A 20,974-nucleotide genomic window follows, 5' to 3' on the forward strand; every position below is an offset into this window, starting at 1 on the left:
GATAAAATTATTGTGAAATTTTTGGGGCATATCTTAATTAGGGGGTAAGCGTTTCATGACAAAGCACCCGGTAGTCGTCCGGTTGAAGACGGGGCTTCATGCCCGGCCGGCAGCATTGTTCGTCCAGGAAGCCAACAAGTTCTCGTCCGAGATTTTCGTTGAGAAAGAAGATAAAAAAGTGAATGCCAAGAGCATCATGGGGATTATGAGCCTCGCGATCAGCTCCGGTACGGAAATCTTCATCAGCGCGGAAGGCGCGGACGCCGATCAAGCTGTAGCCGCCCTGACAGGACTTGTCAGCAAGGAAGAGCTGGAGAATCAGTAATAGTCGCAGTCTGAACCCTCTTTGCAATAGGATGTCCGGCAGCGGTTCACCCGTTGTCCAGGCACTTGAACAGGAAGGCCGGCGATACGCAGGTATCGCCCAACCGGCCGCATTATTGAAGAAAAGCCCTGAAAGGGCTTTTTTATTTTGGTATAAGGCGATGAATAAAGGTGTGCAACTTTTGCCAATCCTGTCCGTCTAGAAGGTACAATCGCAAAAACATGCGAACGACAAGGGAGGATGGCAATATATGAAGAAGTGGATCAAGCCGGCTGCGGCCGTTTTTATCGCAGGTAGTGTACTGGCGGGTGGAGCAATAGCAGGTGGAATTGTTGACAGACCGCAGAAGGCTTACGCTGAAGAAGTGCAGAAGAATGTGGTGAGTGTCCTCGGCAAGGGAGAGCTCTCCATGAAGCCGGATGTCGTCTATCTGTCGATCGGAGCGGACAGCTCGGCGTCTACTGCCCAGGAAGCCCAGAAGAGCAACGCCGCCAAGATTTCGAAAGTAACGGCGCTGCTGAAGAATACCTGGGGAATCAGCGACAAGGACATTCAGACCGCCGAATTCTATGTGCAGCCGAACTATACGTACAATGACAAAGAGGGTCAGCAGGTAAAAGGGTACAACGCGCATCATGTCCTCCAGGTGACTTACCGGGATCTGGACAAGGTAGGCTCGCTGCTTGACGCGGCTTCCGCAGCCGGCGCGAACAACCTCGGCAGCGCCCGCTTCGCCGTCGAGGATACTTCAGCCTTCGAAGCACAGGTCATTGAGAAAGCGATGGCGAACGCCGACGTCAAGGCAGGCGCGATTGCCAAAGCCGCCAAGCGGAGCCTCGGACAGGTTCTGTCCGTGAGCCAGGTCGACAATGCCGCACCGCCGGTTCTGTATGCCCAGAGCGAGAGCCTGATGAAGTCATCCGCCGCCGACGCCGGCAGCACGGAAGTTCAGGCGGGAGAAGTGAAGATCACGACTCAGCTCAGCGTCATCTATCAATTGAACTAAACTTCGGTACAGCAGGGCTTTTACCGCATCCGTCTGGAGGTGGTAAAGGCCTTTTTTATCGTAAAAAGGATTTTATCGACGGTTGAGCACTGTTTCTTTTGTTTAGCAAATTGTCATAAGCATCCGCCATATGGGGAGCAACGATGAAGGAATTGTAAGCGGATATGTAACCCTTGGTCTGCCTTCTTGTCTATATAATGGAAGAGCGGTGTTATTCCCGACATACTCTCACATGAAGAAAGGAACATCAGTTATGAATCTGAACAATCGAATTACGCGCATCCTGGGAGTCGGCTTGCTGTCGGCTGGTCTGCTGGCGGGAGGAACCATTCTTCCAGCTAATCATAGCTGGGCCGCGTCGGCCGCGTCCAAGACCGGTCAAACGTCCATCGTTCTGAAAGTCAACGGCAAGATTAGCACCCAGCAGGGAATCTACCAGAACGGGAAGGTGTGGATTCCGGTATCCTTTTTGAACAAAACCCTTGGCATGCCTCTGTCATATGATAAAGCGGATAGTTCGTATACAATCGGCAAAGGAACGAACCCGCTCAAGCTGAGCGTTAACGAATACGGGGTCTTTCTTGCAGTGAACGGCCACTATTTGTCAGAATATGACGGTCTGAACTACGGCGGCCATCTCTATGTGCCGTTCGGTGTACTGAACGATTATCTTGGATATAAGGGCGATTTCAGCAAGTCGGAGGGCAGACTGAATATTACAAGCCGCAAGCTGAATGCTCTCACCGTTACAACAGAGACTTATGCTAAAACAACCGAAGGATATACGATCAACCTGAAATATCCGCAGATTGCGGGACTGACCAATGCGGAAGCTCAGAAGGCCATCAACAACACGCTGAAACAGACCTTCCAGACTTTCTCCAACTCCATTAATAGTTCACTGAAAGAGAGAGATGAGGATATCCGGCCCTATGATTTTGAGTCCGATTATGTTGTCACTTACAACGAGAACGGCGTGCTGAGTCTGGTGATGGACCAGTATGAATACTTGGGAGGCGCCCATGGCGGGACTTATCGGCAAGGGTTCACCTTCTCTCTGAAGGACGGCAAGCGCCTGCTTCTCGGTGATCTGTTCGGAGCCAATCCGAATTACAAGAAACTGCTGAACACCAAGGTGAGCGAGGCTTTTAAGAAGAGTCGGGATTACTATGGATACACTGGCGGATTTACGGGTCTTCAGACGGAAAAATACTTCTATGTGCAAGAAGGCCGGGTGACGCTGTTCTTCCAGCAGTATGATTATACGCCGTACGCCGCAGGATTTCCGCAATTCACATTTAGCTTCAAGGACATTCTTCCTGACGGAAGCAGTCCGTTCGACCGGTTGAAATAATCTGTAGACCGATGGGCATTCCCCGTTCCGCAGCGCCAACTCCATTCATATGCTGAATGGTGACGAGCCTTAGGGCGCTAGGAGGGGAAACCTTGGTTTATCAATATACAGCGTTAGGGGATTCACTGACGACGGGATTCGGGGCCTTGCCGGGAAGCGGATTCGTTCCTGTCTACCGGCGGATGTCGGAGGTGGCACTGCGCTCCTTCGTGGCTTATACGAATCTGGGAATCAACGGGCTAACGACATCCGAGCTGGAGCAGCGGGTCCGCCACCATCCGTTGTTCCGCCAATCGATTCGCGAAGCTGATCTTATCACGATCTCGATCGGTGGCAATGACTTGATTCATGCCGCACGGGAAGCGAGCGGCCAGAGCCGTTCTTCCCAGGCGGTATTCGACCGGGCGCTTCAGGAATCCAAAGGGCATCTGGCAGCGGTCATGAGCCGGATTTATCAGGAGAAGCAAGGAGCTTCGAATCCGTGGCTGGTGCGAATCGTCGGGCTGTACAATCCATATCCGCAGATGGCCGGCGCCTCGGACTGGGTGCAGCGGTTCAACCGCCAGCTGGCGAAATACTGCGGACGGGAGTGTGCTTTCGCCGACATTTACGAAGCGTTCGCGGGACATGAGCGGGAGCTTCTGTCCATCGACCGCCTTCATCCGAACGGCAGAGGCTACCGCCTGATCGCAGAGCGGCTGCAGAGCTTGGGATACAGCCGGCTGCTCCGTTCCTGATTCTTAATTCAATAGGTAAAAAAGAGGGCGCATCGGCAAGCAGCATCAATTCTGCTTGCGGAAGCGCCCTCTTGATTTATTTTTGCCAGTGTGTCGCGAAATTATGTCTTATACGCCGACGGCAATTGGCTTCTCGATGACTTTGTCCACCAGGCCGTAAGCTGCGGCATCAGCTGCGCTCATGAAGTAGTCACGGTCGGTATCCTTCTCAATGCGCTCCAGCGGCTGTCCACTGCGTTCCGCCAGAATCTGGTTCAGCTTGTCGCGCATTTTCAGAATGCGGCGGGCACGGATTTCAATATCGGAAGCCTGTCCTTGCGCTCCGCCCAGCGGCTGGTGAATCATGATTTCGCTGTTAGGCAGCGCGTAGCGCTTGCCGATCGCGCCTGCTGTCAGCAGGAAGGCGCCCATGGAGGCGGCCATGCCGACGCAGATCGTGGAGACATCAGGCTTAATGTACTGCATCGTATCGAAGATGGCCATCCCTGCGGTGATGGAACCGCCCGGGCTGTTAATGTACAAAGAAATATCCTTCTCCGGGTCCTCGGCGGCCAGGAAGAGCATTTGTGCGATAATGGAATTGGCTACCACGTCATTAACCTCGGTTCCAAGGAAAATGATGCGGTCCTTCAGCAGGCGGGAATAGATGTCATAAGCCCGCTCGCCGCGGTTGCTTTGTTCAACGACCATAGGAATGTAACTCACGTGGAAAACCTCCTCATGAAATGTCAGATGGATTTCGTACAGCTTCATTATACTGTTACCGTATTAACCACATGATAAACAAATCCAAACAAAAAGTCAAAGAAAGTCAAACAAAAAGTCAGAGAAAGTCAAATGCGGGATACAAAAAAGCGCCACATTTAATGGCGCTGGTTGAATAATCAAGGTTTGGTTAAAGATGTAATGTGGCGCGCCCGCCAAGAATCGAACTTGGATCTCAGGCTTCGGAGGCCTACGTCATATCCATTGGACCACGGGCGCAACAGAAATTATTATAATCTAAATTTCAAATGAATGCAACTCCCCTGTTCATAAACCTTTTTTCTCGCATAAGTGGACAAGAACCCCCTGTCAGAGCAATGAAAAATAGGCTATGAATAAGAAAGAAAGACCTAGTGAATTCTAATTTGGGAGCCCTTGCGCTTAGTGCAATATTTGGGTAGAATAGGTGGTGGGACTTAAAAAGTTAACCCGGGACGTTTTAAGACCATAGAGAAGGGGAAAAAGAGAAAGACGAAGTTGCAGGAGTGAAAGCATGCGTAATTTATTAGAAATCCAAAAGCAGCTTCTGCCTGATCTCATGGAAACCCTCAAAAGACGGTACACGATTCTTCATCAGATCTTGTTGTCCGATATTATCGGCCGCCGAACGCTCGCCGCTTCGCTCAATATGACGGAACGGGTGTTGCGTGCGGAGACAGACCTTCTGAAGTCGCAGGGGCTCATCGAGATCGAGAGCGTAGGCATGCGAATCAGCGATGCTGGCAGGAATCTGCTTGATATGCTGGAGCCTGTGGCCAAGAGTTTGTTCGGCCTTGAGGACTTGGAAGAGAAGATCCGTTCGAGCTACGGACTGAAGAAGGTAATTGTGGTTCCGGGAGACTGCGAAGTTTCCCCGTTCACCAAGAGAGAGCTCGGAAGAGCCGGATCGAAGGCGCTCTTGGGAGTGCTGCGAACTGACGACACGGTCGCCGTTACAGGCGGTTCCACCCTGTCGGAAGTGGCGGAGCAGATGAGTGCGCCCTTGAATTTGTCCTGCCGCGAGACGCTGATTGTACCGGCGCGCGGAGGTCTTGGGGAGAGTATGGAGATTCAAGCGAACACGATCGCCTCGACGATGGCCAAACGGCTGGGCGCGCATTACCGGCTGCTGCATGTACCGGACTTGCTCAGCGAGGAAGCCTATCAGTCGCTGGCGCATGAGCCGAATATCGCCGAAATCGTTCAGATTATACGGCGGTCGCGTGTCATTGTGCACGGAATCGGAGATGCGCTGGAGATGACCCGCAGACGGAGGCTCGACCGTGAGACGGTTGAGAAGATTCGGGCGGCGGGCGCGGTGGCGGAATCCTTCGGCCATTACTTCAATGAACAGGGCGAAGTGGTTCATTCGATGCTGACAATGGGTCTTCGGCTTGAAGACATCGTCAGAACGGAAATCGTGATCGGAATTGCCGGAGGCAAGCGTAAGGCCAAGGCCATCCACGCCGTCCTGCGGTTTGGCCAGGAGAATATACTTGTTATCGATGAAGCGGCTGCCGAAGAAATTGTCAGGGAAATCGGCTGATAGAAATCTTTCCGCAGTTGCCTAATTATGGCGAGCATTAGCATTTATTATGCATTATACTTAACTTGTTGTCTTGACGAGCCTATGGCTTGTCTTGAATAAATAAAAACGAAATTTAGGAGGAACTATTCAATGACTGTAAAAGTAGGTATTAACGGATTTGGACGTATTGGCCGCCTGGCTTTCCGCCGCATTCAAGACGTGGAAGGAATCGAAGTCGTAGCGATCAATGACCTGACCGATGCCAAGATGCTGGCGCATTTGTTGAAATATGATACATCGCAAGGCAAATTCCAGGGAGACGTTGAAGTTCATGATGGCTTCTTCAAAGTAAACGGCAAGGACGTTAAGGTTCTGGCTAACCGCAACCCTGAAGAACTTCCTTGGGGAGACCTCGGCGTTGACATCGTTCTGGAGTGCACAGGCTTCTTCACTTCCAAGGAAAAAGCTGAGCTTCACCTGAAAGGCGGAGCCAAGAAGGTTGTTATCTCCGCTCCGGCTACTGGCGACATGAAGACTGTCGTATACAACGTTAACCACGACATTCTTGATGGTTCCGAAACTGTAATCTCCGGTGCTTCCTGCACAACGAACTGTCTGGCTCCTATGGCGAAAGTCCTGAACGACAAGTTCGGCATCGTCGAAGGCCTGATGACTACAATCCATGCTTACACTGGCGACCAGAACACGCTGGACGCTCCGCATGCCAAGGGCGACTTCAGACGCGCTCGCGCAGCTGCTGAGAACATCGTGCCTAACACGACTGGCGCAGCTAAAGCCATCGGTCTGGTTATCCCTGAACTGAAAGGCAAGCTGGACGGAGCCGCTCAACGCGTACCGGTTCCTACAGGTTCCCTGACTGAGCTGGTTACCGTTCTTGGTAAGACTGTAACTGCTGATGAAATCAACGCTGCTATGAAGGAAGCTTCCGATCCTGAAACTTACGGCTACACAGAAGACGAAATCGTATCGTCCGACATCAAGGGCCTGACTTTCGGTTCCCTGTTCGACGCTACTCAGACTAAGGTTCTGACTGTAGGCGACAAGCAGCTCGTTAAGACTGTTTCCTGGTACGACAACGAAATGTCCTACACTGCTCAGCTCGTTCGTACGCTGGAACACTTCGCTAAGCTGGCTAAATAATTAACTTCATAGAGTCATCCGTAGAGCGGGAACAGCAGTCCATTGTTTCCGCTCTTTTCCGAAATACTTAATGAATGCAGCATCTTCATGTACCAGCGACATACGTCTAACCGGAAGAACGGACGCCGCCTTACCACTCGGCGCAGCCGTTTCTTCTTGTGCAAACGCTGTGTGGTGCCCCAAATTCCATTGAATTGGAACAATACCCGGGTGTGGAGGTTAAAGTCATGAACAAGAAAAGTGTCCGTGATGTAGAAGTAACAGGCAAACGCGTATTCGTGCGCGTCGATTTCAACGTGCCGCTCGAAGACGGCAAAATCACCGACGACACGCGTATCCGCGAAACGCTGCCGACGATCAAGTATTTGATCGAGAACGGTGCCAAGGTCATTCTGGCGAGCCATCTGGGCCGTCCGAAGGGCCAATTTGTTGATTCCATGCGTCTGACTCCGGCGGCTGTACGCCTCTCCGAACTGCTGGGCAAGCCGGTAGCCAAGGCTGACGAAGCCGTTGGCGAAGCGGTTAAGGCCAAGATTGCCGAATTGAAAGACGGCGACGTGCTCGTGCTTGAAAATGTCCGTTTCTACCCGGGCGAAGAGAAGAACGATCCGGAACTGGCGAAGCAGTTCTCCGAACTGGCTGATCTGTTCGTGAACGACGCGTTCGGGGCTGCTCACCGCGCGCATGCTTCGACTGAGGGCATCGCTCACTTCCTGCCGGCCGTATCCGGTCTGCTGATGGAGAAAGAACTCTCCGTACTGGGCAAAGCATTATCCAACCCGGAACGTCCTTTCACCGCGATCATCGGCGGCTCCAAGGTTAAGGACAAGATTGACGTTATCGACAACCTGCTGACGCTGGCCGACAACGTGCTGATCGGCGGAGGCCTGTCTTACACGTTCTCCAAAGCTCAAGGGTACGAAGTCGGAACATCCCTTCTGGACGAAGAGAAGATTGATACAGCTCTGGGCTTCATCGAGAAAGCCAAGAAGCTCGGCAAGAACTTCCTGCTTCCGGTTGACGTTGTTGTAGCCGACAAGTTCGGCGCCGATGCCAACACGAAGACCGTCGACATTTCGGAAATCCCTGCAGGCTGGATGGGTCTTGATATCGGACCGAAGACTAGCGAATTGTACGCAGACGTCATCGCGAACTCCAAACTTGTTGTATGGAACGGACCGATGGGCGTATTCGAAATCGATATCTTCGCCGAGGGAACCAAAGCGGTGGCTGAAGCCTGCGCCAAGACGGAAGGCTACACGATCATCGGCGGCGGCGACTCCGCTGCTGCAGCTGAGAAGTTCAAGCTGGCTGACCAAATGGACCATATCTCGACCGGCGGCGGCGCTTCGCTTGAATTCATGGAAGGCAAGGCTCTTCCTGGCGTAGTGGCACTGAACGATAAGTAAGACGATTCATGCCGCCCTTCGCGGCACCGTTAGATGATGAAATTCTCAAAGAAGATCCTCAGAGTTTGGCTTCGCCAAACTCGAGGCTCTATAACCTGTTGCCATTTAGTCGGACACTAGGTTATTTCAGGATAGAGGGAGGCAAGCTTTGCTATGAGTAGAACACCAATCATCGCTGGCAACTGGAAAATGTTCAAGACTGTTCCGGAAGCCGAAAGCTTCTTTGCCGAGGTTAAGGGCAAGGCTGAAGTGGCAGGCGTGGAGACCGTAATTTGCGCGCCGTTCACCAATCTGCCGGTTCTGACCAAACTGGCTGAAGGCACATCCATCAAGATCGGCGCTCAAAACCTGCATTTCGAGGACAGCGGCGCGTTCACCGGTGAAATCAGCGGCGTGATGCTGAAGGATCTGGGCGTGGATTATGTCATTCTCGGCCACTCCGAGCGCCGCGCTTATTTCGGCGAAACGGACGAAATCGTGAACAAGAAGATGCACGCGGCGTTCCGCCACGGCATCACTCCAATCGTGTGCGTAGGCGAGAAGCTCGAAGAGCGCGAAGCCGACCAGACGAAGGAAGTATGCAAAGTGCAGACTGAAGGCGCGTTCCAGGGACTGACTGCCGAACAGGCGGCTCAGACGGTAATCGCATACGAGCCAATCTGGGCTATCGGTACCGGCAAATCGTCCACTTCGGCTGACGCGAACGAAGTCATCTCCTATATCCGCAGCCTGATCAAGGATCTGTATGACGAAGCTACGGCTGAAGTCATTCGTATCCAATACGGCGGCAGCGTGAAGCCGGAGAATGTCACAGAGTATATGGGCCAAAGCGACATCGACGGCGCGCTCGTCGGCGGTGCAAGCCTGCAGCCAGCTTCCTTCATCGCACTGGTTGAGGGGGCGAAGTAATGTCTGCACCAAAACCGGTAGCACTGATCATCATGGACGGTTTCGGTCTTCGGAACACAGTGGAAGGCAACGCCGTTGCCCAAGCCAACAAGCCGAATTACGACCGTTACCTGAAGCAGTATCCGAACACGACGCTTACCGCATGCGGTGAGGCTGTCGGACTTCCGGAAGGACAAATGGGCAACTCCGAAGTAGGACACCTGAACATCGGCGCAGGCCGGATCGTGTACCAGGATTTGACCATGATCGACAAGTCCATCCGCGAAGGCGAGTTCTTCGAGAACCAGACGCTGGTCTCCGCTGTACGCAGCGCCAAGTCGACCGGCAAGAAGCTGCATCTGTTCGGCCTGCTGTCGAACGGCGGCGTACACAGCCACATCAACCATTTGTTCGCCATGCTGGAGCTGGCCAAGAAGGAAGGCTTGGAAGATGTGTATATCCATGCCTTCATGGACGGCCGTGACGTTCCTCCGGACAGCGGACAGAAGTTTATGCAGGATCTGATTCAGAAGATCGAAGAAATCGGAGTCGGCAAAATCGCAACGGTTTCGGGACGCTACTTCGCGATGGACCGCGACAAGCGCTGGGATCGCGTGGAGAAAGCCTACCGCGCAATCGTATACGGCGAAGGCCCAGCCTTCACCGACGGCCTGACTGCGGTAACAGCTTCGTATCAGAACTCGGTCTATGACGAATTCCTCGTACCATCTGTTATTACGGATGCAGCCGGCAATCCGACGGCCAAGGTTGAAAGCGGCGATTCCATCGTCTTCATCAACTTCCGTCCGGACCGCGCGATTCAGCTGTCCCAAGCGTTCACTATGCCTGACTTTGCCGGCTTTGACCGCGGACCGGAATTCCCGCAGAGCCTGCACTATGTCTGCATGACGACTTACAGCGAAACGGTTGTCGGCTATGTAGCCTTCCCGCCGAAGAACCTGGACAACACCCTCGGTGAAGTTCTGGTTCACCATCAGAAGAAGCAATTGCGCATCGCGGAGACTGAGAAGTATCCGCACGTAACGTTCTTCTTCAGCGGCGGCCGTGACGTTGAACTGGTGGGAGAGACCCGCGTCCTCATCGCTTCGCCGAAGGTCGCTACTTATGACCTGCAGCCAGAGATGAGTGCGTATGAAGTCGCTGCTGCTTGTGTAGCCGAGATCGAAGCCGACAAGCACGACGCTATCATCCTGAACTTCGCCAATCCGGATATGGTCGGACACTCCGGCATGCTGGAGCCGACAATCAAGGCGGTTGAAGTAACGGATGAATGTGTAGGCAAAGTGGTTGACGCTGTTCTGGCTAAAGGCGGCGTAACGATCATTATCGCCGACCATGGCAACGCTGATATGGTATTCGACGAAGAAGGCCGTCCGTTCACGGCGCATACGACCAACCCGGTTCCGTTCATCGTAACCGACGAGAACGTTGTGCTCCGCGAGCATGGTATTCTGGCGGACGTAGCACCTACGATTCTGGATCTGATGGGAATTCCGCAGCCTGTGGAAATGACCGGCCAATCCATGATCGCAAGCCGCAAATAATTTTGGCTTCATCAGGCTAGCCTGAACCATATTTAAATTAAAGGAGAATGAATCGAATGACTATTATTTCTGATGTATATGCTCGCGAGGTACTGGACTCCCGCGGCAACCCTACTGTAGAAGTTGACGTATACCTGGAATCCGGCGCTAAAGGCCGCGCCATCGTTCCTTCCGGCGCTTCCACAGGCGCTCACGAAGCCGTTGAGCTTCGCGACGACGACAAATCCCGCTACCTGGGCAAAGGCGTACTGACTGCCGTTAAGAACGTGAACGAAATCATCGCTCCTGAAGTAATCGGCATGGACGCTCTTGACCAATTGGGCATCGACAAGGCTATGATCGCTTTGGACGGAACGCCTAACAAAGGCAAGCTGGGCGCTAACGCCATCCTGGCTGTATCCATGGCTGTAGCCCGCGCTGCCGCTGTTGATCTGGATGTGCCGCTGTACACTTACCTGGGCGGATTCAACGCTAAGCAGCTTCCGGTTCCGATGATGAACATCGTGAACGGCGGCGCTCATGCCGACAACAACGTCGACGTACAGGAATTCATGATCCTGCCTGTTGGCGCTCCTAGCTTCAAAGAAGCGCTGCGTACCGGCGCTGAAATCTTCCACAACCTGAAGACTGTTCTGAAAGCCAAAGGCCTGAACACAGCTGTTGGCGACGAAGGCGGCTTCGCTCCTAACTTCACTTCCAACGAAGACGCACTGTCCTCCATCATCGAGGCTATCGAAAAAGCCGGCTACAAACCGGGCGTTGACGTATTCCTGGGCATGGACGTAGCTTCCACCGAGTTCTACAAAGATGGCAAATACCATCTGGAAGGCGAAGGCAAATCCTTCACTTCTGCTGAATTCGTTGACCTGCTGGCTTCCTGGGTTGACAAGTACCCGATCATCACGATCGAAGACGGCTGCTCCGAAGACGACTGGGAAGGCTGGAAGCTGCTTACCGAGAAGCTGGGCAACAAGATCCAACTCGTTGGTGACGACCTGTTCGTAACCAACACCGAGCGTCTGTCTAAAGGTATCGAAGAAGGCATCGGTAACTCGATCCTGATCAAGGTTAACCAAATCGGTACCCTGACTGAAACCTTCGACGCTATCGAAATGGCTAAGCGCGCAGGCTACACAGCTGTTGTATCCCACCGTTCCGGTGAATCCGAAGACAGCACCATCGCTGACATCGCCGTTGCAACCAACGCCGGCCAGATCAAGACAGGTGCTCCTTCCCGTACAGACCGTATCGCTAAGTACAACCAGCTGCTTCGCATCGAAGACGAGCTGAGCGAACTGGCTCAATACAACGGTCTGAAATCCTTCTACAACCTGAAGAGATAATCAGGTTCACTGAACCATACAAGGGTGCTCCAAGCCTACTCGGGCAGGAGCGCCCTTTTTCTTATAGATGCATTCTCTTTGGTCATAAAAGGAAGTTTCCTTGTAATCGAAGATATGCTGTGATACAATAAAAATGCTGTTTATGGATCGATAATTTGACTTTACATAGATAGTAACCTGTAGCGTAGGAGGTGGAAGGAATGGATATTTTTCTGAAGGTGCTGCTTCTGATTTTTTCTATCGGTCTGATTACTGTGGTTCTGCTGCAAAAGGGCAAGAGCGCAGGTCTTTCCGGTGCCATCTCCGGCGGTGCGGAGCATCTGTTCGGTAAGACGAAAGCCCGTGGCATGGATCTGGTGCTTCAGCGGATTACGGTTGGACTCGGAGCCGGATTCTTCATTATGTCGATTATCGTTGCGGTTGTTTTAGATTAATCATAGAACACACGAAGCCTTCGCTCTTCGAGATGAGCGGAGGCTTTTTTGTAACCGGATGAGAAATGGAAATGTACCCTATGCGTAACAGGCAAGAGAGATGGCGCCGCAGGGATGCTCGGGATTGATTTTGTGTATACTAGGGTATGAAGTATTATAGGACAACCATCATACATACAAGCCGGCGGCCTCTTTCGCCGCGGCTTAGCCGAGGTGAAGAGATGCTTACTCAAGAGAATCTGCTGGATTTCATGCGGGAAACCGCTTATAAACCGATGACGTATGAAGAGCTGATCGACCATTTTGCATTTGCAGACGAGGAGCCGTTGAAGGCCTTTAATTTGCTGCTGGGCGAGCTGGAGCAGGACGGACGGATTGTGCTGACACGCACGAAGCGGTATGGAGTGCCGGAACGGATGGACCTTCTGCGCGGACGCCTGCAGGCCCATGCGAAGGGCTTCGCCTTCCTCATTCCAGACGACCGGGATCATCCCGATGTATATATCCATGCGAATGATATTAAGAGCGCTATGAACGGCGATATCGTGCTGGTGCGCGTTACCTCCAGAAGCCACTCCGGCGGCAGAATGGAAGGCGAGGTTGTGCGGATCGTGCGCAGAGGCGTGCTGCAGACCGTCGGCGTATTCCAGAGCCTGGAGACGTACGGATTCGTGCTGCCGGATGACAAGCGGATTAACCGGGATATTTTCATCCCGAAGGAATCGTTCAATGGAGCCGTGGACGGCGAGAAGGTCGTCGTGCGTATCGTGAACTACCCGGAAGGCCGGGCGGCGGCTGAAGGGGAAATCATCGAAATACTGGGGCATAAGGATGATCCGGGCGTCGATATTTTATCCGTTATCCGCAAGCATCAACTGCCGGAGGCTTTTCCGGAAGAGGTTATGGCCGAGGCGAACGCTGCTCCGGATTCCATCACGGAAGAAGAGATTGCGCAGCAGGGACGCCGCGATCTGCGGGGACTGAATATCGTGACGATCGACGGCGAGGATGCCAAAGACCTGGACGACGCCGTCAACGTAGGACGTTTGGAGAACGGGCATTACACGCTGGGCGTGCATATTGCCGACGTCAGCTATTATGTGCGGGAGAATGCCCCCCTCGACAAGGAAGCGTACGACCGGGGCTGCAGCGTGTATCTGGTGGACCGCGTCATTCCGATGCTGCCGCACCGGCTGTCGAATGGCATCTGTTCGCTCAATCCTCAGGTGGACCGGCTGACGATGTCCTGTACGATGGAATTCGACGAGAATATGAAGGTCGTGAAGCATGATATTTTTACAAGCGTGATTCGTACAAAAGAGCGGATGACGTATACCAATGTGCGTAAAATCCTGATGGACGAGGACTCCGAGCTGCTGGAGCGCTATGCGCCTCTGATCGAGGACTTCAAGCTCATGCGCGAGCTGGCTATGAAGCTGCGGGACGCCCGGATGTGCCGGGGCGCGGTGGATTTCGACTTCCAGGAGAGCAAAATTATCGTGGACGAGAACGGCAAAGCCGTTGATATTGTCAAAAGAGAGCGCTCGATCGCGGAGCAGATCATCGAGGAATTCATGCTGGCGGCCAATGAGACGGTGGCGGAGCATTTCCACTGGCTGAAGGTTCCGTTCCTGTATCGAATCCATGAAGATCCGGACCCCGAGAAGCTGCAGAACTTCATGGCGTTCGCGGCCAATTTCGGCTACCATGTCAAGGGACGCGGGAACTCCGTTCATCCTCGGGCGCTGCAGAAGCTGCTGGAGGACATTCAGGGCACGAAGGAGCAGACGGTTATCAGCACAATGATGCTACGCTCCATGAAGCAGGCGAAGTACGATGCAGAGAGCACGGGCCACTTTGGCCTTGCTGCCGAGTATTACTCCCACTTCACGTCCCCAATCCGCCGGTATCCGGACCTTGTTATTCACCGTGTCATCCGCGAGGTGCTGGAGGGCGGCGGAGCACTTACCGAGAAGCGCCAGGAGTACCTGGCGAGCCGGATGCCGGACATCGCCCAGCAGTCCTCCGAGCGCGAGCGGGTTGCAGTCGAAGCCGAACGGGATACGGAGCAGCTCAAGAAGGCGGAATACATGCAGGACAAGGTGGGCGAGGAATTCGACGCGATGATCAGCAGCGTGACGAGCTTCGGCATGTTCGTTGAGCTGGAAAATACCGTCGAAGGCCTGATTCGTCTCAGTCATCTGACGGACGATTATTACCACTTCGACGAAGGCCATATGGCACTGATCGGTGAGCGCACCTCGAAGGTGTTCCGCATCGGCGACGAAGTGAAGATTCGCGTCGCCAAGGTGAACATGGACGACCACACGATCGACTTCGAGCTGGTCGACATGAAGCCCCGCGCGGCAGGCGAGCACCGCAGCGGGGGCTTTGGCGGAGGCGGTCGCGGCGGCCACGGCAGCCGCGATCGCAGAGGCGGCCACGGCGCAGCGGTCGCCCACGGCCCCGGCGGCGGCAAGGGACGCACCGCCGGTAAGGGCGGAGCCGCGGCGGGTGGCAGCCGCGGCAAACGCGGGCGCGGCGGGCGCGTACTCGCCGCCAGCCCGGCTGCAGGCGCCGCCGAGCGCAGCGGCGGCGCGGGCGCCCGCAGCCCGAGAGGCGAAGCCGGGGACGCCGCGGGCGGAACGCGCGGCATCAGCTTCGGCTTCGGCTCGGGCAAGGGCGGTTATGGCGCGCCTCCCGGGGCGCGCGGGGACGTGTACACCGGTGTCAGCGGTGACACGAAGTTCCGCACCCGCGAGGATCTCGGGGGCGACTACGGCGGCAAGTCCGGCGGTAAAGGCCGCCGCAAGAAGAAGACGCAGAGCGGCGTCTTCATCGGCGAGTCGGTAACGCCGGGCAGCGGCGCGATCGAGGCCGGCTCTGGCAATGGCAACGGGGAGCGCAAGAAGCGCAAGAAGAAAAAGAAAGAGAAAGCGAACAAATAAAGCGGCTTAACAGCCTTTGATCTGTCATAGGATATCAAGCGCCAAGCTCGGTTGCGGGTTTGACGCTTTTTTGATACGGATCGGAGTGAAGCAGTCTTCAAGGGATTGATGTTCTGATCCGTGGGCTTATCGCTAAGGATGTTCACCGTTCTGTCCATGTGCTCTGCATGAATGAACGGAAACGCTTTAACTCCGCTTGCGCGGAGTCAAGGCGTTTTGATACAATAAAGATCGGATGTTTTTCGCCGCATTAACCGATTCTAGGAGTGATTGTCATGGGTAAAAAAGCAGACGGGAAAGTGCTCGCCCAGAACAAAAAGGCTTCCCATGATTATTTTATCGAGGATACCTACGAGGCGGGCATGGTCCTCACGGGAACGGAAATCAAATCGCTGCGCAATGGACGCGCGAACATAGGGGACGCTTTCGCCACGATTCGCGGCGGCGAGATCTTCGTGCATAACATGCACATCAGTCCGTTTGAGCAGGGCAACCGGTCCAATCCGGACGACCCCACGCGCACACGGAAGCTGCTGCTGCACAAGGAGCAGATCAGCAAGCTGCTCGGTCACTCCAAGCAGGAGGGCTACACGATCGTGCCGCTCAAGGTATATGTACGCAACGGCTATGCGAAGCTGCTGCTAGGCATCGGCCGAGGCAAGAAGCAGTACGACAAACGCGACTCCGCCGCCAAGCGCGACGCACAGCGCGACATCCAGCGGGCGCTTCGGGAGAAGCAGAAGATCGCTAGATAAAGCGCAGCACAATCCATACAGCAACCCCTAAATTAAAGGCAATCCTGGTGATGGTACTAAGCACCCGGGATTGCCTTTGTTATTTTGAGCTGCCGATTGTTCCTCTTCGCAGAAATGGAAGGCTGCCGGACCCGGTAGCCGGATTGCGGAGTTGAGGGCTAGAGGGATACAGCGCCGGGAGCGGCAATGACGGCTTGCCCTGAAGCTGAAATAGGTGCCTCCAGCTCAGCCAGGCGCTTCAGCACACCTTTGAGCATGATGGAGGCTTTTACTTGGAGCTGCAGACTGTCGGCAACATGGACTTCGTAGGCGCCGCTTAGGATCGCCTGTTTCACATCGCTTGCCGAATGGCAAGGGACATGAAGTTCGTTGTACAGACTGCCGTATTGCAGGCATTGATGCGTATCGCTTCCGGCGGTCACCGGCTTGCCGAGCTCGTCCGCGAAACGCTCAACTTTATCGCGGTTGACGCTGCTGCCATATTCATACATGTCCTTGGCATTCAAATCAAAGGCGTCGAGGCGCTTGAGCTGCGACCGGTCCAAATGGTGAAGCGGAGTGGATTCGCGGAAGGGATGCGCCCCGATTTTTAACAGCGGATAGTTATCGGCTATGGACATCAGCTCGGCGAAGGGAATGAAGCTGTCTTCCTCCGTGTAATCGTTAAGCTGGCGTCTGATACCCAAAATATGCTCTTTGCGCCCAATCAGCAGGATGTGGCCGGTTTCGCGGATGTCCACCTCCATGCCCGGGAAAATGTGGAGCCGGCCGGCTTCATAGTACTCCCCGTTAAAGGGATACATCCGGTCCAGGCGCTCATAAACCTCAAAGAAATTGCGCGTGTTGAAATGCTCGGTCAAGGCCAGGGCATTGAGCCCGCTCCCCACTGCTTCTGCGATCATTTCTTCATAGTAGACCGGCGAAAAGTCGCTGGCTTTGGATAATTTGGCGTGGGTGTGCAGGTCGATCCGCATGCAGAACACTCCTTCGTGCGCGTTATGGTGAGCTTATATTCGGGTACACAACGGCTTAGCTAAGCCAGAACAATGCTGCGACGTAAACTGCCGATCCGCTTAGGAACAGGATGTCTCGCCTTTGCAGCTTGAGATGGGCCAGCTTCAGCTTTTTGGAAACCGGATTTTTCATGCCGTAGGAGAAACCGCGTGTTTCGAGTGCTTCTACCGTGGTGCGAGAACGTTTTGCCGTGGCCAGCATCAGAGGGAAAAAAGCGTACACCAGCAGCTTTAAATAATACACGCCAAGCCGCCAATATAAAAATCCGTTCCGCTCCGGTCCCTTGCCGCGCAGCCGGTAGGAGAGCAGCACATTGCGGAATTCCTCGAACAGCACAGGCAGAATGCGATAACCGTAGGACAAGCTGAACGAGAACGCGGCGGGAACGCCGAACGCCAGAAGCCCGTCGCTGATTTTTTCCGGGTCCATGCCGGAGAATACGGTGATGCTGGCCAAGGAGACGATCGAAAGCTTCATCGTCAGCTTAAGCAGCGGCAGTGCGGAGGAAATGTCACCGCCAAAAAACAGCGAGATGATGAACAGCCAGCCGACCTGGCCGATCAAGCCGAGACAGAGCACAAAAATGATAAACGGCGAGACGCGGGACAGCACGGTAGTAACAATCATGAACAGGCACATCCCGGCTAGAACGGCATAGCTGCTGACAAACCAGGGAACGACGGCGAAAAAGAGGTACCAGATGAGCAGGCCGCGCGGGTCGAGCCGGGACAGGGAGGCGTGGCCACTGCCGTAAGCCGTGTTCATCAACTCGAGCTGAATCCGGTCAAGCGAGATTTTATTAAACCAATTGCGAACAAGCTCCATTCGGGATGTTCTCCTTTCCTGTGATGACGTAATGCAGGCGTGCAGCCAGCTCGGCCGGTGAGCTGCTGGCCGGCTGGAGCCCGAGAGCGTTAGACAGCTCCATGCTCTGTGTAAGAGCAAGCCCGGCCCGGCCGATCAGATCCGGATCGGCAAAGACCCGCGCCGCTGTATCGTCGGCCCAGACGGCGCCCTGATTCATGACGATGACGCGCGTGGCCCACTGGTTAACCAGCTGCATATCATGCGTGGCGATAATGACCGTACGGACATGCCGGTCGAGCTCCTTAAGCGTGCTGAGCAGTTCCTCCCGGGTGGCCATATCAAGATTGGCCGTTGGCTCATCGAGCAGCATAATTGCGGGCTGAACCGCCGCGCCGATCGCCAGCGATACGCGGCGCTGCTGGCCGCCGCTCAGAAGGCGGGCATCCCGCTCCTGGAGTTCCTCAAGGCGGAAGCTGTGGAGCATGCGGGCGACGGTCTGATCCGCATCGGGATAGCCGCGCCTTTTCAGGCAATAAGCGATTTCTTTCCGTATGCTGTCTTCAATGAACATGTCCTCCGGATTTTGAAAGACATAGGCCACATGCCGTGACAGCCGCTCAATGGAGACAGTGTTCGTGTCCTGCCCGAGCACGGCAACGGAGCCCGCCGACGGTTTGGCGATACCGGCGATCAGCTTCATCAAGGAGGATTTGCCCGCACCATTGTTGCCCACCAGCGCTATGCGCTCACCTTCGTAGATGGTTAGCCCGATTCCGTGCAGCACGGATTGTTCCTTCTTACGGATGGTGCGGTAGTTGAGCGATGTGTTATGAAACCGGATGACGGCATTTTGATCTTGCGTCTTGTTGTTCAAGGCGGCGGTTTCAGCCTCGGTCCGTCTATAGCCGGAATTCCATGAAGACCTGGAGCTAACGCCTCCATCAGGAAGCAGAGTGCCGAAATATTGGGTCGCTTCTTCGGTCGTTATTGGATATAGAGGCTGCTGCAAATCGGGTGCTTCGGATGCACGGTACGGAAGCGGATGCGTGTTGCCGGGCGACGGCTCCGATAAAGCGGCCGCAGGCCGCGCCTCCAGCACAGTCCGCTCCTTCAGTGAAGGCCGCACCTCCGGCATAGCCTGCTCCTCTGGCACAGCCCGCTCCTCCAGCGAAGGCTGCTCCTCCGGCACAGGCCACTCCTTCAGCGAAAGCCGCACCTCCGGCATAGGCCTCGCCTCCAGCGCAGCCCGCAGGCTTACTGCCGTTTGGGTTACCTCCGGCGGTTGAATGCCGAGCCGCTGCAAATCCTCGAGGCTGTTCAACGCTTCTGTCACCGGCCGTTTCCACCGTACCCGGCCCTGTTCCATCAGGCACACATCACGGCAGTAATCGGCGATGAACTCGGTATGATGCTCGATCACGATGACCGTTTTGCCGTGAGATTGATTGATCTGGCGCAGGACTTCGTAGACTTGGCGTGCGTGCCGGGGATCGAGCTGGGAGACCGGCTCGTCCACGATCAGGATGTCCGGTTCCAGGGACAGAGCACCGGCCAGCGCGAGCAGATGCTTCTGCCCGCCGCTGAGCTCCCAGATGTAGCGGTCCTGAAGGTGGGTAAGGCCGCACATGTCCAACGCGCGAAAGGCGCGCTCCCTGTAATCGGCGAGCCCGTAATTCAGCGGGGCGAAGCAGGCCTCGTCCAGCACGGTCGGCCTAACGAGCTGGTTGTCGAAGTCCTGGTAGACATAGCCGACCATTCTGGACAGTTCGGCGACGCTTTTGCCCGCAGTGGACTGACCGTTTATCTTCACTTCACCTTCAAAATCACCCGAATAATAGTATGGAATAAGGCCATTGAACAATTTGCACAGCGTCGATTTGCCGCTGCCGTTGCCGCCAATGACCGCGGTGAATTCTCCTTGCTCAATCGTCAGCGCAGCCTGGCTCAGTACCGGCTGCTCCGAGCCCGGATATGTAAAGGAGACTTCGCTGATTTCGATGGCTAAGGCTGGGACGGCGGGCTGCAGTGGTGTAGGGTTATGCATAAGGCAAGTTCTCTGGATCATTCCCTGCTTGGACGCCGCGTGTTCTCTTTGCCCGCATGACGAGCAAGACAGCGATAGCGACGGCTGCCGCTGCCGCGATGCTGAGCCAAATGGCGCCGGTTCCCCATTGTTCTGCAAAACCGCTCTCCCATTCCCCGAAGTTCCAGTCCGTCTCGGACAGGGCTTCGGCTCCGAAAGCGGTGAGCGCCAGAACAAGTCCGGTTACGACCACTTTGGGCGAAATGACGCCGGCTGCTTCGTATTTGGTGCTTTTTTCGCGCGGTTTGATGCCGAGCAGCGGTTCTATTTTTCCATAGAGTCTAGGAACCAGGTAGAGCGTTGGCAGCAGTGCAAACAGGATGCCGGAGAACAACACGTCATTCAGGAAGCTCACGCCTTCGACGATCACGACACTTTGCGCGAGACCGGGCACGGCTTCAAATTCCTCAACACCGATCCAGACTTTGCCGATATCGACGAGGCTGCTGCACAGCTGGTGAATGATAACGCCTGTGATGGCGGCGGTACCGACTTGCATACGGTTCTGCGGGTTGCGGACCATCCGGCCGGCGACGTACATGGCGAACGAGAAGGTCAGGAACTTCTCCAGTTCCCCGATTCCGCCAAACTGCCCGAGCATCAGCTCGCCGAAGATAATTTCGCCAAGCGCTGCGCCGACGGCGGCATAGAATGGGTGAAACAGCATGCACAGGGTAAGCGGGATAAAGGCGAAATACTCGATGGACAGCTCGATCGGCCCTAGCCGCAGTGCGGGGATGAGCTCGGTGAACATGTTGGACAGACCGTACAGCGACATGGACAGCACAAAGATCATCATTTTTTGCGAGGATGTAAGGGTGTAGAAGGTCTTGCTCTTCATGAAGATTGGCCTCCTTGAATAGTTATGGGGGA

18 protein-coding genes and 1 tRNA gene are annotated in these 20,974 nt (G+C 54.8%); 13 read left to right on the forward strand and 6 right to left on the reverse strand.

Annotated elements, in window-relative coordinates; translation table 11 throughout:
* Window positions 1-55: 55 nt before the first annotated feature.
* The 4 genes from PSTEL_RS01195 (at window position 56) to PSTEL_RS01210 (ending at window position 3,422) form a co-directional block, all read left to right on the forward strand.
* Window positions 56-325: an HPr family phosphocarrier protein gene (locus PSTEL_RS01195; RefSeq protein ID WP_038692994.1), complete on the forward strand. Its 270-nt coding sequence runs from the start codon at window positions 56-58 to the stop codon at window positions 323-325.
* A gap of 250 nt (window positions 326-575) precedes the next feature.
* Window positions 576-1,331 carry an SIMPL domain-containing protein gene (locus PSTEL_RS01200; RefSeq protein WP_038692995.1) on the forward strand — a complete coding sequence of 252 codons (756 nt, stop codon included), beginning with the start codon at window positions 576-578 and terminating at the stop codon, window positions 1,329-1,331.
* Window positions 1,332-1,584: 253 nt separating this feature from the next.
* Window positions 1,585-2,685, forward strand: coding sequence for a DUF3298 and DUF4163 domain-containing protein (locus PSTEL_RS25920; RefSeq protein ID WP_052098103.1), 1,101 nt, complete (start codon window positions 1,585-1,587; stop codon window positions 2,683-2,685).
* A 92-nt stretch (window positions 2,686-2,777) separates the two neighbouring features.
* A complete protein-coding gene (locus PSTEL_RS01210) occupies window positions 2,778-3,422 on the forward strand; it encodes a GDSL-type esterase/lipase family protein (protein WP_038692996.1) in 645 nt (214 codons plus the stop codon).
* A gap of 108 nt (window positions 3,423-3,530) precedes the next feature.
* On the opposite strand, the gene clpP is transcribed toward PSTEL_RS01210, so the two are convergent.
* Both clpP and PSTEL_RS01220 read right to left on the reverse strand, forming a co-directional pair.
* Window positions 3,531-4,127 (reverse strand): ATP-dependent Clp endopeptidase proteolytic subunit ClpP, encoded by a 597-nt coding sequence (clpP, locus tag PSTEL_RS01215; protein WP_038692997.1) that lies wholly within the window; start codon window positions 4,125-4,127, stop codon window positions 3,531-3,533.
* Window positions 4,128-4,331: 204 nt separating this feature from the next.
* Window positions 4,332-4,406: transfer RNA gene (locus PSTEL_RS01220), tRNA-Arg, on the reverse strand.
* 274 nt (window positions 4,407-4,680) lie between these two features.
* Between PSTEL_RS01220 and PSTEL_RS01225 the strand changes: the two genes are divergently transcribed.
* The 9 genes from PSTEL_RS01225 to smpB all read left to right on the forward strand — a co-directional run bounded on the left by PSTEL_RS01225 (window position 4,681) and on the right by smpB (window position 16,197).
* Window positions 4,681-5,712 (forward strand): sugar-binding transcriptional regulator, encoded by a 1,032-nt coding sequence (locus PSTEL_RS01225; RefSeq protein WP_038692998.1) that lies wholly within the window; start codon window positions 4,681-4,683, stop codon window positions 5,710-5,712.
* 132 nt (window positions 5,713-5,844) lie between these two features.
* Window positions 5,845-6,855: a type I glyceraldehyde-3-phosphate dehydrogenase gene (gap, locus tag PSTEL_RS01230; RefSeq protein ID WP_038692999.1), complete on the forward strand. Its 1,011-nt coding sequence runs from the start codon at window positions 5,845-5,847 to the stop codon at window positions 6,853-6,855.
* Between the two features lie 227 nt (window positions 6,856-7,082).
* Window positions 7,083-8,264, forward strand: a complete 1,182-nt coding sequence (locus tag PSTEL_RS01235) for a phosphoglycerate kinase (RefSeq protein WP_038693000.1) — start codon at window positions 7,083-7,085, stop codon at window positions 8,262-8,264.
* 153 nt (window positions 8,265-8,417) lie between these two features.
* Window positions 8,418-9,173, forward strand: coding sequence for a triose-phosphate isomerase (gene tpiA / locus PSTEL_RS01240; RefSeq protein ID WP_038693001.1), 756 nt, complete (start codon window positions 8,418-8,420; stop codon window positions 9,171-9,173).
* Window positions 9,173-10,717 (forward strand): 2,3-bisphosphoglycerate-independent phosphoglycerate mutase, encoded by a 1,545-nt coding sequence (gene gpmI, locus PSTEL_RS01245; protein WP_038693002.1) that lies wholly within the window; start codon window positions 9,173-9,175, stop codon window positions 10,715-10,717. Before tpiA ends, gpmI begins: the two co-directional genes overlap by 1 nt.
* Before the next feature lie 56 nt (window positions 10,718-10,773).
* Window positions 10,774-12,060, forward strand: a complete 1,287-nt coding sequence (eno, locus tag PSTEL_RS01250; protein ID WP_038693003.1) for a phosphopyruvate hydratase — start codon at window positions 10,774-10,776, stop codon at window positions 12,058-12,060.
* Between the two features lie 200 nt (window positions 12,061-12,260).
* The gene (gene secG, locus PSTEL_RS01255) at window positions 12,261-12,494 is read left to right on the forward strand and encodes a preprotein translocase subunit SecG (protein WP_038693004.1); all 234 of its coding nucleotides are present in this window, start codon (window positions 12,261-12,263) and stop codon (window positions 12,492-12,494) included.
* 221 nt (window positions 12,495-12,715) lie between these two features.
* Complete coding sequence (rnr, locus tag PSTEL_RS01260; protein ID WP_038693005.1) at window positions 12,716-15,442, forward strand: ribonuclease R; 2,727 nt, start codon at window positions 12,716-12,718, stop codon at window positions 15,440-15,442.
* Window positions 15,443-15,717: 275 nt separating this feature from the next.
* Window positions 15,718-16,197: an SsrA-binding protein SmpB gene (gene smpB, locus PSTEL_RS01265; RefSeq protein WP_038693006.1), complete on the forward strand. Its 480-nt coding sequence runs from the start codon at window positions 15,718-15,720 to the stop codon at window positions 16,195-16,197.
* Between the two features lie 158 nt (window positions 16,198-16,355).
* Here the strand turns inward: smpB and PSTEL_RS01270 are convergent, their stop codons facing one another.
* From PSTEL_RS01270 to PSTEL_RS01285, 4 genes are read right to left on the reverse strand one after another with little or no spacing between them, the layout of a single operon-like run.
* Window positions 16,356-17,171, reverse strand: coding sequence for a PHP-associated domain-containing protein (locus PSTEL_RS01270; RefSeq protein WP_038693007.1), 816 nt, complete (start codon window positions 17,169-17,171; stop codon window positions 16,356-16,358).
* Window positions 17,172-17,226: 55 nt separating this feature from the next.
* Complete coding sequence (locus PSTEL_RS01275) at window positions 17,227-18,036, reverse strand: energy-coupling factor transporter transmembrane component T family protein (protein ID WP_038693008.1); 810 nt, start codon at window positions 18,034-18,036, stop codon at window positions 17,227-17,229.
* Window positions 18,011-20,062, reverse strand: coding sequence for an ABC transporter ATP-binding protein (locus PSTEL_RS01280; RefSeq protein ID WP_052098104.1), 2,052 nt, complete (start codon window positions 20,060-20,062; stop codon window positions 18,011-18,013). Before PSTEL_RS01280 ends, PSTEL_RS01275 begins: the two co-directional genes overlap by 26 nt.
* Complete coding sequence (locus PSTEL_RS01285) at window positions 20,055-20,942, reverse strand: DUF8171 family membrane protein (RefSeq protein ID WP_038693009.1); 888 nt, start codon at window positions 20,940-20,942, stop codon at window positions 20,055-20,057. Before PSTEL_RS01285 ends, PSTEL_RS01280 begins: the two co-directional genes overlap by 8 nt.
* Window positions 20,943-20,974: the final 32 nt, after the last annotated feature.

Origin of the sequence: Paenibacillus stellifer, assembly GCF_000758685.1 — a bacterium.
Classification (GTDB): Bacteria; Bacillota; Bacilli; order Paenibacillales; family Paenibacillaceae; genus Paenibacillus_AQ; species Paenibacillus_AQ stellifer.

Bases quoted from the DNA above. Each gene is read 5' to 3' on its own strand.
- PSTEL_RS01195 (WP_038692994.1), top strand. From the start codon at position 56: ATGACAAAGCACCCGGTAGTCGTCCGGTTGAAGACGGGGCTTCATGCC.
- PSTEL_RS01200 (WP_038692995.1), top strand. From the start codon at position 576: ATGAAGAAGTGGATCAAGCCGGCTGCGGCCGTTTTTATCGCAGGTAGT.
- PSTEL_RS25920 (WP_052098103.1), top strand. From the start codon at position 1,585: ATGAATCTGAACAATCGAATTACGCGCATCCTGGGAGTCGGCTTGCTG.
- PSTEL_RS01225 (WP_038692998.1), top strand. From the start codon at position 4,681: ATGCGTAATTTATTAGAAATCCAAAAGCAGCTTCTGCCTGATCTCATG.
- gap (WP_038692999.1), top strand. From the start codon at position 5,845: ATGACTGTAAAAGTAGGTATTAACGGATTTGGACGTATTGGCCGCCTG.
- PSTEL_RS01235 (WP_038693000.1), top strand. From the start codon at position 7,083: ATGAACAAGAAAAGTGTCCGTGATGTAGAAGTAACAGGCAAACGCGTA.
- tpiA (WP_038693001.1), top strand. From the start codon at position 8,418: ATGAGTAGAACACCAATCATCGCTGGCAACTGGAAAATGTTCAAGACT.
- gpmI (WP_038693002.1), top strand. From the start codon at position 9,173: ATGTCTGCACCAAAACCGGTAGCACTGATCATCATGGACGGTTTCGGT.
- eno (WP_038693003.1), top strand. From the start codon at position 10,774: ATGACTATTATTTCTGATGTATATGCTCGCGAGGTACTGGACTCCCGC.
- secG (WP_038693004.1), top strand. From the start codon at position 12,261: ATGGATATTTTTCTGAAGGTGCTGCTTCTGATTTTTTCTATCGGTCTG.
- rnr (WP_038693005.1), top strand. From the start codon at position 12,716: ATGCTTACTCAAGAGAATCTGCTGGATTTCATGCGGGAAACCGCTTAT.
- smpB (WP_038693006.1), top strand. From the start codon at position 15,718: ATGGGTAAAAAAGCAGACGGGAAAGTGCTCGCCCAGAACAAAAAGGCT.
- PSTEL_RS01270 (WP_038693007.1), bottom strand. From the start codon at position 17,171: ATGCGGATCGACCTGCACACCCACGCCAAATTATCCAAAGCCAGCGAC.
- PSTEL_RS01275 (WP_038693008.1), bottom strand. From the start codon at position 18,036: ATGGAGCTTGTTCGCAATTGGTTTAATAAAATCTCGCTTGACCGGATT.
- PSTEL_RS01280 (WP_052098104.1), bottom strand. From the start codon at position 20,062: ATGCATAACCCTACACCACTGCAGCCCGCCGTCCCAGCCTTAGCCATC.
- PSTEL_RS01285 (WP_038693009.1), bottom strand. From the start codon at position 20,942: ATGAAGAGCAAGACCTTCTACACCCTTACATCCTCGCAAAAAATGATG.